Origin of the sequence: Agrococcus sp. Marseille-P2731 (assembly GCF_900117395.1) — a bacterium.
GTDB lineage: Bacteria > Actinomycetota > Actinomycetes > Actinomycetales > Microbacteriaceae > Agrococcus.
Genome location: NZ_FPEG01000002.1, coordinates 206,315 through 220,649, shown reverse-complemented (window position 1 = coordinate 220,649; position 14,335 = coordinate 206,315). Strand labels below are relative to the sequence as shown.

The following is a 14,335-nucleotide window of genomic DNA, read 5'->3' as shown; positions in this document are numbered from 1 at the left end:
CGCCGCCGCAGCGAATTCGGGGCGGAGAGTGCCTACTTCATGTAATCCGACACTCACAGCACTCTAATCGGGGGAACGTGCGCCGGGCACCGCCGCGGCCGCGACTGCGACCGTGTCGTCGCCAGCGGTGTGGCCGTCGGACTTGGGAAGATGCCACCGATGGGTGAGAAGACTCTGCAAGAAGCCGGAACTCGACACAACGCGAACCTGTCAGCGTTCGTGGTCCGCGCACGGCGCATCGAGCAGCGTTCGCTGGCTCAGGACCGCGACGCGCTGCTGACGACGCTGGTGGCAGAGCTTGACAGCATGCGGCCAGTCCTCGAGGCGACATGTCGAGAGGAAGTTGTCCCGCACAGAAGACGGGCGGGAGTGCCGCTCAGCCGCGGGTCCGCCGGCGCCGCCCTGATCGCGAGCGAGACCACGCCCTCTCAGAACCCGTTGACCTAGCCGCGTTCTGAGACGTTGATTGTGATGCAGGGTATCGAGACGCCAGAATCCACTTCCACACGCTTGCGGGCCCGGCATCCACTCCCGCATCACAAACGATCGTTCGTGTAACCGCAGGGCGTAGGGGCCGGCACGACACGCGGTAGATTGCGGCGAAGTATCTCCGTGACGATCGACGAGGAGTTCCATGGCTTCGCAGCCCGTAGTGCTCGACAGTTTCTCGTGGCCGTCGAAGAAGGCCGCCGAAGCTGCATTCAGGGCGATCCTGAACGACTCGGGGTACGCCTTGTACCAGGACATCACCGATCCTGTGCATGATCGGATGCTCATGGAAGTGCTCGATCGCCATCCCGAGGCTGCCGAGAAGCGGGGGGCCGGCGTAGACAGCTTCTTCGTCGGCCGAACAGGCGACGGCGACCGGCAGGCTGTCAGGAGCGACGCGGTCGGGATCTGGATACGCCGACTCGACGGAACCACGGTCGACTTCAGCTACCGGACGGCCATCCGCCAGGAGTCGCAGGAGTCGCGGGTCAAGGAAGCGCTGCGTCTAGCGGCGGAGAGCCGCCGGATGGCCTTCCGCGACGCGCGCTTCGCGGCTAGATCTACGTCCGTGAGCGACTTGACCGGTGTGCCGCTTTCGCGAGCCGACGCGCAAGTCATCTACCTCCGACCGAGCTGGTCGGAGTTAAGCAGCGCCTTCGCCGTCACAGAAGGCGGCTGGCGAGCGATCGACGTCGACTCCGGCGGCGGAGGAGTGCAGATCGGCAGTGGCCTCACCGATCCTGCTCTCGAGGCGAGATGGCTAGACTTCCATGACCGCCATGCGAGCCTCGGTATCGCGAGCACGTCTGAGGCAGCCCGCCGCTCCAGAAGCGTCGCTTCGGGGTGGGCCCCGTGACCACTCCCCGTTCCGAGTTCTCAGCCGAGCTATTCGCACACCTGAACCGCTTCCCCACCGCTCCCTTCCTGTTCGTCGGAAGCGGCTTCTCGAAGCGCTACGCGGGAACGCCGACTTGGACCGAGCTCCTCACGGTGCTCGCGCAGAAGACATCGAAACCGTACGCTCAGTTCTTCTCCAGCGCCGACGGTGACCTCCCCACGGTGGCGACGATGATCGCGGAGGAACTGCACGACTTGTGGTGGAGCGCCGAGGAGTTCGCCGAGAGTCGCCAGCGGTACCCGTCGCCCCGTACACGCGCATCGCCTCTCAAGATCGAAGTAGCTCAGTCACTTTCGTCGGCGGTGGATGCTCTGCCGGAGGAGGGCACCCTCAACGACGAACTGGAAGCGTTACGCTCAGCCGTCGTCGAGGGCATCATCACCACCAACTTCGACACGATCCTTGAGTACGTGTTTCCCGATTTCGTCCCGTACGTGGGGCAAGACGGATTGCTCTTCAAGGACCCTCGTGGTGTCGCCGAGATCTACAAGATCCACGGCAGCGTGGCAGACCCGGAATCGCTTGTCATTACTGCGCAGGACTTCACTCTCTTCCGGGAGCGCAACCCATACCTTGCCGCCAAGTTGCTCACTATCTTCGTCGAGCACCCCGTCATCTTCATCGGCTACTCCTTGACAGACGACAACGTGCGCGACATCGTCACGAGCATCGCGGCGATCCTGACCAACGAGAACCTCCACCAGCTCGAGGATCGGTTGATCTTTGTCAGTTGGGACCCATCGGTAGACAAGCCACGGATCGCACCCTCCACCTTCGCGCTCGATCGCGTGAGTATCCCGATACATCTTGTGACCGCACCGGACTTCCTCGAGGTCTTCGAGGTTCTCGGCCTACTAAAGCGTCGCTTCCCCGCGCGGATTCTTCGACACCTCGTGGATCAGATCTATGAGCTGGTGCGCACCAGCGAACCGTCCGGCACGGTGGTGGTGTCAGATATCGAGTCGGATACCGAGCTCAGCCAGGTGGATGTCGTCATTGGTGTGGGCATCTCAAGCCGCCTAAAAGAAAAGGGGCTCACGGGGCTCGCACGTCGCGACCTGCTCCTCGACGTGCTCGAGCCGCAGCTCGATCCCGAGCAGTACGCGACGATCGTGGAGGAGGTACTGCCCACTTTTGTGAACGCCCGCACCCACGCCCCGATCCACCTGTACCTCCGAGGGGCTGGCTTGCTCGACGAGGAAGGTGCCTTGGTGGAGGGTGCGCGAGTCAGCAAGGGCATCCGGGCGCGAGTTCGAGTGGGACTCACCCCGCTGCGAGGCTCCGAGACCGGGTACTTCCACAAGCGTGCGCAACGCCTACTCGCTCAGTACCCAGACCTCGACGCCTTGATTGCCGGCGCCTCCCTGAGCGACGCATTGCTTGTCATTCCGTTCCTCGAGCCCGGAGAGATCGATCCGCAATCGCTAAGGGTTTTCTTGCTCGAGCACGTCGGGCTTCTCGACGCGGGAAGGCTGACCGACATGACCGGCTGGATCAAGTGCGTGTGTTTCTATGACTACGTCGTGAACAAACTCCCGTAGCCGCAGCTCAAACCGTTGGCTCGCGCGAGTTGAATGGCGATCGTTGCTTCGACTGTACGGGGCGCTAGGGCATCCCCTGTCGAGCCTCCCGAGGCTGACAGCGCGTCAGTCCTCGTTTTCCTGGTTCTCCAGCCAGCGTGTGACGTCGCCAACCTTGTACTTGACCACACGGGCGTAGCGCATCGCCCGCGGGCCCCGTTCGGCGTCGCGCCAGTTGCGGAGCGTCTTCAAGGAGATACCGAGCACCGCGCTGAGGAACTCTGGATCAACCAGGGTGCCAGGAGAGATCGCGAAGAGGTCCACGGCGGGAACATGGACTTTGGTGGATGTGGTTGCCATGCGAAGTACATCTGCGGGAGCGAGCGGACAAGACATACGAGAGCAGTCCGGCCGCAACTGCTCTGACTCCAACGCCCGGTCTCGCCCAACCCTGAGCGAGCGTAGCGGCGGCTCATCGGTGTGCCGCCATTTCGAAGTCCGTACGGCCCGATCTATGGCAGCCGACAGGCGGTGGGACGACCACGGTCGCCGACGGGTGATGAACAGGGAGCCGCGAGACGCGTTCCCGCCGCGGTGCAGCACACCGGCGCCACCGGCGGCTGTTGCAGGCGATACCCGAGCACATGGCGCAGGAGGGAGCGTCTTATCGAGGACGCCTGTCAGCTTCGCTGCACGTAGGCGCGCGCCACCGCTGCAACTTCTTCGATCCGCCCTTCCGCGATGACTTCGGCCGGCGAGTAGTCGTCAAGCGCGTCCTTCATGCCCATGAACCACGCGCGAACGGTTTCTGGCGCTTCTACCTCAGCCACGATGTTCCAGACGGTGAAGGCGCCGATGAGCCGCACCTGCGAGCGAGGCGAGGGACTGAAACTCTTCCTGAGCCAGCTCGCTAGCGTGCGACGACGCACGCCAACGGTGAGCGCCAGCAGCGGCCGCCCGAGTCCGTCGCTGAGGAAGCGCACGATCTCGTCGATCGTCGGCTCAACCGTGCTCAAGCGCCGCGCCATCTTCATCCTTGACCTCTTGGTCGCCGTCGCCTGAGGTCAGAGCCGGGTCGACGGCGAATAGCGAGTCGATGAGCGCCGCAGACGCTTCCCCAACCACAGGCGCGGGCGTGACGTAGTGCCGCTCGGTCGTGAGAACGGAAGCGTGACCCAGCTGTTCCGTCGCCCGGTAGATCCCCGCCTCGTTCGCGATGAGGGTGGCCAGCGTGCGCCGGAGCAGGTGCGCAGTCACCTGACCATGCCGGATGCCGGCTCGCTCTAGGGGCTCGCTCCACTCATCACGGAAGTTGCGGAGGATACGACGCACGTTGCCCGGCCGAGTCCACCCGCCGCGTCGGTTCGGGAAGACGGGAGAGCGACTCGCACTGCCGTCGACGTACGGTCGCAGGGCTGTCACGGCGAGCGCCGGCAGCACGATGGTGCGCTGCTGGCGAGCGGCTTTCGGGTGCGGCTGCCAGACCGGCTCGCCCTTCTTGCCGTCCGTCAGCGTCGCCGTGAGGCGGAGCGTTGGCGTGGCGTCGTCGAGGCGCAGGTCGCAGTGGCGCACTGCGAGCAGCTCTCCGATCCGGAGCCCCACGGCGAGCAGCGCGTCGAGCATGTCCGCGACTCGTGGGTCGGGTATGGGACCGGGCTTGTCGCGCTTGCTGAGCCATTCGCGGTACGCCCCGCTCAGGATCGCTGCTTGTTCCGGGGCCAGCGTGTAAATCTCCGGCTTCGGGAGCCTAGGAGCCGCGAACGCTGCTAGCGGATTCGTCTTGCGCGCGTCGATCCGGACGGCATCGGCGAGCATCGCCTTCAGGGTTTTGTGCACTCGTCGGGCCAGCGGCGCGTCGCGCTTCGCGAGCGTCCGGATGATGGTCTCGCACCGGGCACTTGTCAATTCGCTCAGCCGCAGCTGGCCGAAGTGCTCGACGACGTGCTTAGCGTCGGTGGTGTAGTTCTCGAGCGTGCCGGCAGCCAGGGGGCCGAGTGAGCGCTTGCGGTCGAGCCACCAGAGCGCCAGCTCGTCGACGGTGGAGTGGTCGGAGACATAGGCGTCCTCCCGCGTGAGGAACGCCGTCCGAGCGCGCAACGCCGCCTCTGCAGCTTCCGGCGTATCCCCGATCGCGCTCGGCCGGCGGTCGCGGCCGTCAAGCTCACGAAAGTGCCCGCGCGCTTGGTAGCGACCGCCCGGCAGCGTTGTGATGCTGATGACGCCCCAGGTGCCCGGCTCGAGTCGTGGCCTAGGCACGGTTCGCCTCGATCCACGTGACCACGTCGCCGGCGTAGTACCGCACGTGCCTGCCCAACCGGACGAAGCGGGGGCCGGTGCCGCGCTGCCGGTGGTGTTGCAGCGTCTTGACGCTGATGTGGAGGGCAGCGGCCACGTCGCGTTCGCGTAGGAGGACGCCCGGCGAGAGCTGGAGCAGGTCGATCGGCACGAGGAGGACTCCGGTGGGAACGGATGGGGCGCTGGTCACGCTAACCGCATAGACGGCGCTCGGCGGGCCACTCCGGCGAAGTCGAGGAGCTACCGGTACTGGAAGGGCGTGGCCGGGACGTACCGGGACATCAGCGCGGAACCACACCAAACCTGCCGTGAATCCTGACTTCAGGACGGCACCCGAGCAGGTGCTCTCAGGGAAAAACCCCCGGTCAGACGGGGGTTGTTGGTGGATCTGGGGAGACTCGAACTCCCGACCCCCTGCATGCCATGCAGGTGCGCTACCAGCTGCGCCACAGACCCAATCGCTACTTCCGGGCTTCCCCGGGCAACCCCACCACAGTACATGATCCACGCGCTGTCTGTCACATCGAGGCTGTGCACCACCCGCTCTCGACAGGCGTATGCTCAGCGCTCGTGCACACGCGCCGCTCCCCTCGGGGGCTCATCCATCTCTGGCAACGACAGCATCCCGCTCGGCGCATCTTCGCCGGGTTCGTCGCGCTGAACCTCATCGGCTGGGGCCTGCTGATGCTGCCGATCTCGCGCACCGGCGACGGCGCGGCGACCTGGATCGAGGCGCTGTTCACCGCCGTCTCCGCCGCGTGCGTGACAGGCCTCACCGTGGTCGACACCGCGCTCTACTGGACGCCCTTCGGCCAGGTTGTCATCCTGCTGCTCATCCAGCTCGGCGGGCTCGGCGTCATGGTGTTCGCGAGCCTCGTCGGCATCTTCGTCGTGCGACGCCTCTCGCTCGGCTCCCGCATTGCGGCCGCGCAGGAGGCCCACACGGACGGGCCCGGCAGCGTGCGCCGCGTCGTGGTCAGCATCCTCACCATCGCGCTCGTCGTCGAGGGCACCGTGGCGCTCGTGCTCTGGCTGCGCTTCTGGCTCGGCCGCGGCGAGGATCCCCTGCACGCGCTGTGGCTCGGCGTCTTCCACGCCGTCTCCAGCTACAACAACGCCGGCTTCGCGCTCTTCAGCGACAACCTCATGGGCTTCGTCGACGACCCGCTCATCCTGCTGCCGCTCGCGGCCGCGACGATCGTCGGCGGGCTCGGCTTCCCCGTCATCATCCAGATCCTGCGGCACGGGCGCACGCCCCGCCGCTTCTCGATGCACACCTGGATCGTGCTCACCGGCACGGCGACCCTGCTGCTCGTCGGCACGCTCGCCATCGCGCTGTTCGAGTGGGAGGAGCCCGGCACCCTCGGCCCCCTCTCCCCCGGCACGCGCATCCTCGAGGCCTTCTTCCACTCCGTCCAGACCCGCACCGCCGGCTTCAACGCGCTCGACATCGGGCAGTTCCAGCCCGAGACGCTGCTGGTGATGGATGTGCTGATGCTGATCGGCGGAGGCCCGGCAGGCACGGCGGGCGGCATCAAGATCACGACCTTCGGCGTGCTCGCGGCCATCGTGATCGCGGAGGTGCGCGGCGACCAGGCCGTCACGCTCTTCGGCAAGCGACTCTCGCGAGCCGTGCACCGCGAGGCGATCACCGTCGTGCTGCTCTCCGTCGGCCTCGTCTTCCTCGCGACGATCGCGATCACAGCGCTCAGCGGCCTCGACCTCGACCGCGTGCTGTTCGAATCCGTGTCGGCGTTCGCCACCGTCGGCCTCTCGACCGGCATCACCGCATCCGTCGGCACCCCGAGCCAGCTGATCCTCGTGCTCCTCATGTTCCTCGGCAGGGTCGGCCCCATCACGGTGGCCACCGCCCTCGCCCTCCGTCCCCGCAGGCTCGCGTACGAGCTGCCCAAGGAAAGGCCCGTCATTGGCTAGGCTCCGCTCGCTCTTCGATCCGACCGCGGTCGGCTCGCCCGCATCCATCGCCGTGATCGGCCTCGGTCGCTTCGGCACCGCGCTCGCGCTCGAGCTCGCCGAGCACGGCACCGAGGTGCTCGGCATCGACAGCGACGCGGATGTCGTGCACGACCTGAACGGGCGGCTCACGGCCGTCGTGGCGGGCGACGCGACGCGGCCAGAGCTCATCGGGCAGCTGGGGCTCGCCGACTTCGATCGCGTCGTCGTCGCGATCTCGAGCGACGTGACCGCGAGCATCCTGGTCACGAGCCAGCTGCTGCGCGTGGGCGTCGCGCAGGTGTGGGCGAAGGCGGGCGACGAGCGGCACGCGCTGATCCTCGAGCAGCTGGGCGTGACGCACGTGGTGCGGCCGGAAGCCGACATGGGCCGCCGCGTCGCCCACATGGTGCGGGGCGCGCTCGAGGACTTCACCGAGATCGAACCGGGCTACGTCACCGCGCGCCTGCAGATGCCAGCGAGCCTCGAGGCGGTGCCGCTGCGCGAGCTGCGGCTGCAGCTGCAGCATGGCGTCGGCATCGGCGCCGTCAAGCGAGACGGCACCTGGGTGCTCGCGAACCCCGAGACGCGCTTCGAGCCGGGCGACACCGTGCTCGTGCACGGCCCGACCGGCAAGGTCGAGGCCTTCGCGGCTGCGATGGCGAAGCAGCGCGCGGCGCGCTGAGCACGCGGCGGCGCGCTCAGGCGGTCGCAGCCGCCGTCTCGGTGGCTGCGACCCGCTCGTCGCTCGGCCCCGGCACGATGAGCGCGGCGATCGCGGTCGTCACCGGGATCGCGAGCACGAGGCCGATCGAGCCGACCAGCGTGCGCACGATCTCCTCCACGACCTCGCCCGTCGTCGCCAGCACGTCGAAGGGCGCCTCCATCATCGTCAGCACCAGCAGCATGGGCAGGGCGGCGCCGACGTAGGCGAAGGCGATCGTGTAGACCGTGGAGGCGATGTGGTCGCGGCCGATGCGCATGGCCCGGCCGAAGAGGTCGCGGCGGCTGGCGCCCGGCGCTGCGGCGCGCAGCTCCCACACCGCAGAGGCCTGCGTGATCGTGACGTCGTTGAGCACGCCCATGCCGGCCAGCACGAGCCCGCAGATGAAGACATCCGACAGGTCGAGCCCCACCTGCTGGAAGAGGACCATCGACTCCTCGGAGCTCGTGCCGAGGATGCGCGTGCTCGCGGTCGCCGCCCAGGCGATCGCCCCGGTGAGCAGCAGCCCGATGAGCGTGCCGAGCAGCGCGGTCGTGGTGCGGGTGCTGAAGCCGTGCGCGACGTAGAGCACGATGCACATCACGACGGATGCGGTCACGAGCGCGACCGGCAGGGCCGGCTGCCCCGCGAGCAGCGCGGGCAGCGTGAAGCCGACGATCGCGACGAAGGCGCCCGCGAGCCCGGCGATCGCGGCGAGGCCCCGCCAGCGCGCCACGAGCACGACGACCGCGACGAAGACGAGCGCCAGCAGCGCCAGCGGGATCTCGCGCGCGAAGTCGATGAAGATGAAGCTGCTGCCGTAGCCCGCGGCCTCCGGCACGTCGAAGACGCGCAGCCGGTCGCCCTCCCCCACCTCGGCCAGCGCCTCCGGCGGCACCACGACCTGGATCGCCGTGCCGTCGTCGAGCCGGGCCTCCACGAGCGAGGTCTCGGGGTCGGGCACGGCGGATGCCGTGGCGTGCGTCGAGCTGACGCCCTCACCGAAGTAGGGCACGCGGTCGGGCAGCGCATCGGCGCTCGGCCAGAGCATGAAGAGGCCGACGAGCGTGGTGAGCAGCAGCGGCACGAGCGCGAGCCACAGCATGAGGCGCGGGCGCACGCCGAGCACGAGCGAGTCGCCCCCGTGCGAGCCGCCGTGCGCGTGCGCATGCCCACCGCCACCGCCGAGGCGGCGCGACTCCTGGCGCTCGCGCACCGCGGGCCGCGCGATCACTCCCGAGCCGAGCTCGTCGTCCGCGTTCGGCGACCAGCGCGACGCACCGCCGCTGGCTCGCCGGAGGTGCTGCGCCGGATCAGGGCCAGACCGGTGTCGTCCCACTGCACCTCTCCCAGGCTCGTCAGCGCCAGGCTATCAACCGGGCGAAGGCGCGCTGGGCAGGCTCAGCGGTCGGTCGCGCCGCCGCCGACGCCGCCGGCCCGCGCCACGACGCTGCGCGCGTGCCGCAGGATCGGCTCGTCGACCATCCGCCCCTCGAACGAGAAGACGCCCGGCGTCGCAGCCGCGGCGGCGAGGATGCGCTGCGCCTCGTCGAGCTGCGCGGCCGTCGGCGCGAAGGCGCGGCGGTAGGGCTCGACGTGGCTCGGGTGGATCGCGGCCTTGGCGCCGAAGCCGCTCGCGGCGGCGTCGAGCGCCTCGGCGTGGGCGCCGTCGAGGTCGGCGATGTCGGTGCGGATCGCGTCGATCGCCGTCACGCCGTGCGCACCGGCTGCGAGCAGCACGCGGCTGCGCGCGTGCACGGCGACATCGCGGTAGGCGCCTGCGTCGTCGCGGCTCGAGGTGCCGCCGAGCGAGGCGACGAGATCCTCCGCGCCCCACATGACGCCCACGACCGCCTCGTGCGCCACGAGCGACTCGACGGCGAGCACGCCACGCGCCGTCTCGACGAGCGCGACGACTCGCGCGCCGGGCACGCCCGCGACGACGCGGTCGATCTGCTCGGTCGACTCGGCCTTCGCGAGCATCACGGTGCGGAACGGCGACTCGGCGACGGCCGCCAGGTCGTCCTCGAAGCCGGCAGCGGATGCGTCCTGCACGCGCACGATCGTGCGCTCCGGGTCGAGGTCGGCGGTGCGCACCGCCACGCGGGCGGCGCCCTTGGTGCTCTCACCGACGGCGTCCTCGAGGTCGAGGATCACCGCATCCGCCCGCTCTGCCGCCTTCTGGAACCGGTCAGGCCTGTCTCCCGGGCAGAACAGCAGTGCGGGGCCCATGCCGAGGGCCTCCATGCCGGCGCTCATGCGCTCGCCTCGCCGCCGGCCTCGGGCGAGACCTGCATGAGCACCGAGCGCACCGCCTTCGCGACGACCTCGCCGTGCTGGTTGCGCGCCAGGTGCTCGAAGGTCGCGATGCCCTGCCCGGGGCGCGACCTCGAGGCGCGCTTGCCGGTCACGCGCGTCTCGCAGTAGATCGTGTCGCCGTGCCGCACCGGAGCGGGGAAGCTCACCTCGCTGAAGCCGAGGTTCGCGACGATCGTGTTCAGCGTCAGCTGCCCGACCGACAGCCCGACCATGGTCGCGAGCGTGTGCATCGAGTTCATGAGCGGCTCGCCGAACTCGGTCGACTCGGCGTAGGCCCGGTCGAGGTGCAGCGGCTGCGGGTTCATCGTCAGCGTCGTGAACAGCACGTTGTCGGTCTCGGTCATGGTGCGGCCTGGGCGGTGCTCGTAGACCACGCCCTCCTCGAGCTCGTCGAAGTAGCGGCCGCGCTGCGTGATGCGGCGCTCGGTGGCGCCCGACGCTGACGTGCGGTCGGTGGTGCTGTCGCTCATGGCTGCTCCTGCTGCGGTTCCCCGGGCTCGGGCGTGACGGTCGCGAGCTCCTGCCCGCGCCTGACCTGCTCGCCGCTGACGGCAGCCAGGTGCACGATGCCGGCGACGGGGGCGCGCAGCACGTGCTCCATCTTCATGGCCTCGACGCTGATCACCGACTGCCCCGCCGCGACGGCGTCCCCATCCGCCACGTGTACGGCGACGACGGTGCCCGGCATGGGCGAGGCCAGCGTCGGCTCGGCCGCGCCACGACCACGGCGGATGCGCGGGGGCGCCTCGACCAGGAAGTCGCCATCGCGAGTGCGCACCCAGGTGCCCTCCGGAGCCGGCGTGAGCCAGGGCTCGGCGGGCGTGCGCAGCTCGTCGACGGTGCCGTCGGCCCGCTCGACGCTCGTGCGATCGCCCAGCACCTGCACGGAGGCGACGCCGTCGCCATCGCGCAGCCGCGTGCGACGACCCACCGCGCCGCCGATTCGCCAGCCGTCCGCCCGCCAGGCACCGAAGCGCTGCGGCCCGAGCTGCACCTCGCCGACCGCGACCGCGGCGAGCACCTCGCTCGGCACGCGGGAGGCGGCGATGCGCGCACCCTCGCGGTCGATGAAGCCCGTGTCGAGCTCGCCGGCCCGCACGCTCGGCTCGTCGAGCAGCGCGCGCAGGAAGCCGCGGTTCGTCGTGACGCCGAGGATCGACGACTCGCCGAGCGCCTCGCGCAGGCCATCGATCGCCGCCTCGCGCGTCGGCGCGTGCACGATGAGCTTGGCGATCATCGGGTCGTAGCTCGAGCCGACCTCGGTGCCGTGCTCGACGCCCGCGTCGATGCGCACCTCGACGCCCGGGGTGACGGGGTAGGCCCAGTCGACCTGGAGCACCGTGCCGCCGGTGGGCAGGAAGCCCGCGGCGGGATCCTCGGCATAGATGCGCGCCTCGATGGCGTGGCCGGTGAGCGTCACGTCCTCCTGCGCGATGGCGAGCGGATGGCCCGCCGCGATCCGCAGCTGCTGCTCGACCAGATCGACGCCCGTGACCATCTCGGTCACCGGGTGCTCGACCTGCAGGCGCGTGTTCATCTCCATGAAGAAGGGCTCATCGGGGCGGTCGCCCGCGACGATGAACTCCACGGTGCCGGCGCCGACGTAGCCCACCGAGCGCGCCGTCTCCACGGCCGCAGCACCGATCGACGCGCGCTGCGCCTCGGTCAGGAGCGCGCTCGGCGCCTCCTCGATGACCTTCTGGTGTCGGCGCTGCAGGGAGCACTCGCGCTCGCCGAGGTGGATGACGCCGCCGCGCGCGTCGGCGAGCACCTGCACCTCGATGTGGCGCGGGTTCAAGACAAAGCGCTCGATGAAGAGCGTGTCATCGCCGAACGACGCCGCTGCCTCGCGGCGCGCGGCGGCGAGCGCGTGCGGCAGCTCGCTGGCCTCGTCGACGCGGTACATGCCCTTGCCGCCGCCGCCTGCGGCCGGCTTGATGAGCACCGGGAAGCCGACGCGCTCGGCACCCGCGATGAGGGCCGCGTCGTCGAGACCGGGCTCGGCGATGCCCGGCACGGTCGAGACGCCGCGCGACTCGACGGCGTGGCGGGCCGAGATCTTGTCGCCCATCGTCTCGATCGCCGAGGCGGGCGGCCCGATGAAGACGATGCCGGCATCGGCGCACGCGTGCGCGAAGGCAGCGTTCTCCGACAGGAAGCCGTAGCCGGGGTGGATCGCCTGCGCACCCGTCGATCGGGCGGCCTCGATCACCTTCTCGATCGACAGGTACGTCTCGCGCAGCGCCCCCGAGCCGAGCGAGACGACCTCGTCGAAGTGCGCGGGGTGTGGCGAGGGGTCGTCCTCGGCGCGCACGGCGACCGAGGCGATCCCCTGCTCGCGCAGCGTGCGCGCGATGCGGATCGCGATCTCGCCGCGGTTGGCGACCATGACCTTCGTGAACATCTCGGGCACGCCCATCACATCCTGAAGACGCCGAAGCGCGGCTCTGGCAGCGGCACGGCGGTCACGACGTCGAGCGCCATGCCGAGCACGCGGCGGGTGTCGGCGGGGTCGATGACGCCGTCGTCCCACAGCCTGGCTGAGGCGTAGTAGGGGTTGCCCTGGCGCTCGTACTGCTCGCGCACCGGGCGCTCGAACTCGTCCTGCGCATCCGCCGACCACTCGCCGCCGGCGCCCTCGATCTGCTCGCGCTTCACGGTCGAGAGCACGGATGCGGCCTGGGGCCCGCCCATGACGGAGACGCGTGCGTTGGGCCAGAGCCACAGGAACCGGGGGTCGTAGGCGCGGCCGCACATCGAGTAGGTGCCGGCGCCGAACGAGCCGCCGACGACCACCGTGAGCTTCGGCACGCGCGTCGTGGCGACGGCGGTGACCATCTTCGCGCCGTGCTTGGCGATGCCGCCGTGCTCGGCCTCCGAGCCCACCATGAAGCCGGTGATGTTCTGGAGGAAGACGAGCGGCACGCCGCGCTGGTCGCACAGCTCGATGAAGTGCGCGCCCTTCATGGCCGACTCGGAGAACAGCACGCCGTTGTTGGCGATGATGCCGACGGTGTGGCCGTGCAGCTCGGCGAAGCCCGTCACGAGCGTGTCGCCGTAGCCGGCCTTGAACTCGTGGAACTCGCTGCGGTCGACGATGCGGGCGATGATCTCGTGCGCGTCGTAGGGCGTCTGCAGGTCGGGCGGGATGGCGTCGTAGAGGGTCGAGGGGTCGACCGCGGGCGCACGCTGGTCGTCCTGCGGCAGCGGAACGTAAGCGGTCCAGCCGAAGCTGCGCGCTTGGTCAGCCCAGCCTGTCGAGCGCGCGCCTCCCGGGCGCGCTCCCGGCAGCGCGCGATCCTCGTGCGGCAGCGATGCCACCATGTCGCGCACGATCTCGAGCGCGTGCGCGTCGTCGTCGGCGAGGTGGTCGACGACCCCGGAGACCTCGGCGTGCAGCACGCCGCCGCCGAGCGACTCGGCGTCGATGACCTCGCCGGTCGCGGCCTTCACGAGCGGCGGGCCCCCGAGGAAGATCGTGCCCTGGTCGCGCACGATGACCGTCTCGTCGCTCATCGCCGGCACGTAGGCGCCGCCGGCGGTCGACGAGCCCATCACGGCCGCGAGCTGCGGGATGCCGAGCGCCGAGAGCTGCGCCTGGTTGTAGAAGATGCGGCCGAAGTGCTCGCGGTCGGGGAAGACCTCGTCCTGCATCGGCAGGAAGGCGCCGCCCGAGTCGACCAGCGCGATGCAGGGCAGCCGGTTCTCGCGCGCGATCTGCTGCGCCCGCAGGTGCTTCTTCACCGTCAGCGGGAAGTAGGTGCCGCCCTTGACGGTCGCGTCGTTCGCGATCACCATCACGAGCTTGCCGTGCACGAGGCCGATGCCCGCGACGACGCCGGCGGAGGGCGCGTCGCCCGCCTCACCCTCGGCCGGTGCGCCATAGACGCCCCACGCCGCGAGCGGCGCCACCTCGAGGAACGGGCTGCCCGCATCGAGCAGCGCGTCGATGCGGTCGCGCGCGAGCAGCTTGCCGCGCGCGACGTGCCGCTCGCGGCTCTGCCGGGGGCCGCCGAGCGCCACGACGCCGAGCCGCTCCCGCAGCTCGCCCACGAGCGCCTCCATCGCGGCGCGGTTGCCCCGTGCCGCCTCGGAGGACGGATCGACGCTGGTCGTCAGCTGCTGCATGCCCCTACCGTGCCACGTTCATGGTCGTCG

General features: G+C 69.7%; 14 protein-coding genes and 1 tRNA gene. 5 read left to right on the top strand and 10 right to left on the bottom strand.

Annotated features, from left to right (window positions below):
* The first annotated feature begins 159 nt into the window (after window positions 1-159).
* From BQ6202_RS14720 to BQ6202_RS04995, 3 genes are all read left to right on the top strand, one after another.
* Window positions 160-447, top strand: coding sequence for a hypothetical protein (locus tag BQ6202_RS14720; RefSeq protein WP_143143644.1), 288 nt, complete (start codon window positions 160-162; stop codon window positions 445-447).
* A gap of 187 nt (window positions 448-634) precedes the next feature.
* Window positions 635-1,345 carry a DCL family protein gene (locus BQ6202_RS05000; protein ID WP_072313381.1) on the top strand — a complete coding sequence of 237 codons (711 nt, stop codon included), beginning with the start codon at window positions 635-637 and terminating at the stop codon, window positions 1,343-1,345.
* Complete coding sequence (locus BQ6202_RS04995; RefSeq protein WP_143143643.1) at window positions 1,342-2,928, top strand: SIR2 family protein; 1,587 nt, start codon at window positions 1,342-1,344, stop codon at window positions 2,926-2,928. Before BQ6202_RS05000 ends, BQ6202_RS04995 begins: the two co-directional genes overlap by 4 nt.
* Before the next feature lie 105 nt (window positions 2,929-3,033).
* Here the strand turns inward: BQ6202_RS04995 and BQ6202_RS04990 are convergent, their stop codons facing one another.
* The 5 genes from BQ6202_RS04990 to BQ6202_RS04970 form a co-directional block, all read right to left on the bottom strand.
* Window positions 3,034-3,267, bottom strand: a complete 234-nt coding sequence (locus BQ6202_RS04990; RefSeq protein ID WP_159433613.1) for a helix-turn-helix transcriptional regulator — start codon at window positions 3,265-3,267, stop codon at window positions 3,034-3,036.
* A 320-nt stretch (window positions 3,268-3,587) separates the two neighbouring features.
* Window positions 3,588-3,935 (bottom strand): hypothetical protein, encoded by a 348-nt coding sequence (locus BQ6202_RS04985; protein ID WP_072313378.1) that lies wholly within the window; start codon window positions 3,933-3,935, stop codon window positions 3,588-3,590.
* Window positions 3,910-5,163: a tyrosine-type recombinase/integrase gene (locus BQ6202_RS04980; protein WP_072313377.1), complete on the bottom strand. Its 1,254-nt coding sequence runs from the start codon at window positions 5,161-5,163 to the stop codon at window positions 3,910-3,912. Before BQ6202_RS04980 ends, BQ6202_RS04985 begins: the two co-directional genes overlap by 26 nt.
* Window positions 5,156-5,392 (bottom strand): helix-turn-helix transcriptional regulator, encoded by a 237-nt coding sequence (locus BQ6202_RS04975; protein WP_072313376.1) that lies wholly within the window; start codon window positions 5,390-5,392, stop codon window positions 5,156-5,158. The genes BQ6202_RS04980 and BQ6202_RS04975 overlap by 8 nt, the downstream gene beginning before the upstream one ends.
* 190 nt (window positions 5,393-5,582) lie before the next feature.
* Window positions 5,583-5,658, bottom strand: a tRNA-Ala gene (locus BQ6202_RS04970).
* A 114-nt stretch (window positions 5,659-5,772) separates the two neighbouring features.
* On the opposite strand from BQ6202_RS04970, the gene BQ6202_RS04965 reads away from it, so the two are divergent.
* Both BQ6202_RS04965 and BQ6202_RS04960 read left to right on the top strand, forming a co-directional pair.
* Window positions 5,773-7,137, top strand: a complete 1,365-nt coding sequence (locus BQ6202_RS04965) for a TrkH family potassium uptake protein (protein ID WP_234946125.1) — start codon at window positions 5,773-5,775, stop codon at window positions 7,135-7,137.
* Window positions 7,130-7,840 carry a potassium channel family protein gene (locus tag BQ6202_RS04960; RefSeq protein ID WP_072313375.1) on the top strand — a complete coding sequence of 237 codons (711 nt, stop codon included), beginning with the start codon at window positions 7,130-7,132 and terminating at the stop codon, window positions 7,838-7,840. Before BQ6202_RS04965 ends, BQ6202_RS04960 begins: the two co-directional genes overlap by 8 nt.
* 16 nt (window positions 7,841-7,856) lie before the next feature.
* Here the strand turns inward: BQ6202_RS04960 and BQ6202_RS04955 are convergent, their stop codons facing one another.
* The 5 genes from BQ6202_RS04955 to BQ6202_RS04935 all read right to left on the bottom strand — a co-directional run bounded on the left by BQ6202_RS04955 (window position 7,857) and on the right by BQ6202_RS04935 (window position 14,305).
* A complete protein-coding gene (locus tag BQ6202_RS04955) occupies window positions 7,857-9,092 on the bottom strand; it encodes a YibE/F family protein (protein ID WP_234946124.1) in 1,236 nt (411 codons plus the stop codon).
* Window positions 9,093-9,259: 167 nt separating this feature from the next.
* Entirely contained in the window at window positions 9,260-10,117 is an 858-nt protein-coding gene (locus BQ6202_RS04950; protein WP_234946123.1) for an HpcH/HpaI aldolase/citrate lyase family protein, read from the bottom strand.
* Window positions 10,114-10,647 carry a MaoC family dehydratase gene (locus tag BQ6202_RS04945; RefSeq protein WP_072313374.1) on the bottom strand — a complete coding sequence of 178 codons (534 nt, stop codon included), beginning with the start codon at window positions 10,645-10,647 and terminating at the stop codon, window positions 10,114-10,116. Before BQ6202_RS04945 ends, BQ6202_RS04950 begins: the two co-directional genes overlap by 4 nt.
* Window positions 10,644-12,596, bottom strand: a complete 1,953-nt coding sequence (locus tag BQ6202_RS04940; RefSeq protein WP_072313373.1) for an acetyl/propionyl/methylcrotonyl-CoA carboxylase subunit alpha — start codon at window positions 12,594-12,596, stop codon at window positions 10,644-10,646. The genes BQ6202_RS04945 and BQ6202_RS04940 overlap by 4 nt, the downstream gene beginning before the upstream one ends.
* On the bottom strand, window positions 12,596-14,305 hold the full coding sequence (locus BQ6202_RS04935; RefSeq protein ID WP_072313372.1) for a carboxyl transferase domain-containing protein: 1,710 nt from the start codon (window positions 14,303-14,305) through the stop codon (window positions 12,596-12,598). The genes BQ6202_RS04940 and BQ6202_RS04935 overlap by 1 nt, the downstream gene beginning before the upstream one ends.
* Window positions 14,306-14,335: the final 30 nt, after the last annotated feature.

Coding starts and splice junctions, on each gene's coding strand:
- BQ6202_RS04950 (WP_234946123.1), bottom strand. CDS start 10,117: ATGAGCGCCGGCATGGAGGCCCTCGGCATGGGCCCCGCACTGCTGTTC.
- BQ6202_RS04985 (WP_072313378.1), bottom strand. CDS start 3,935: ATGGCGCGGCGCTTGAGCACGGTTGAGCCGACGATCGACGAGATCGTG.
- BQ6202_RS04935 (WP_072313372.1), bottom strand. CDS start 14,305: ATGCAGCAGCTGACGACCAGCGTCGATCCGTCCTCCGAGGCGGCACGG.
- BQ6202_RS04940 (WP_072313373.1), bottom strand. CDS start 12,596: ATGGGCGTGCCCGAGATGTTCACGAAGGTCATGGTCGCCAACCGCGGC.
- BQ6202_RS04990 (WP_159433613.1), bottom strand. CDS start 3,267: ATGGCAACCACATCCACCAAAGTCCATGTTCCCGCCGTGGACCTCTTC.
- BQ6202_RS04945 (WP_072313374.1), bottom strand. CDS start 10,647: ATGAGCGACAGCACCACCGACCGCACGTCAGCGTCGGGCGCCACCGAG.
- BQ6202_RS05000 (WP_072313381.1), top strand. CDS start 635: ATGGCTTCGCAGCCCGTAGTGCTCGACAGTTTCTCGTGGCCGTCGAAG.
- BQ6202_RS14720 (WP_143143644.1), top strand. CDS start 160: ATGGGTGAGAAGACTCTGCAAGAAGCCGGAACTCGACACAACGCGAAC.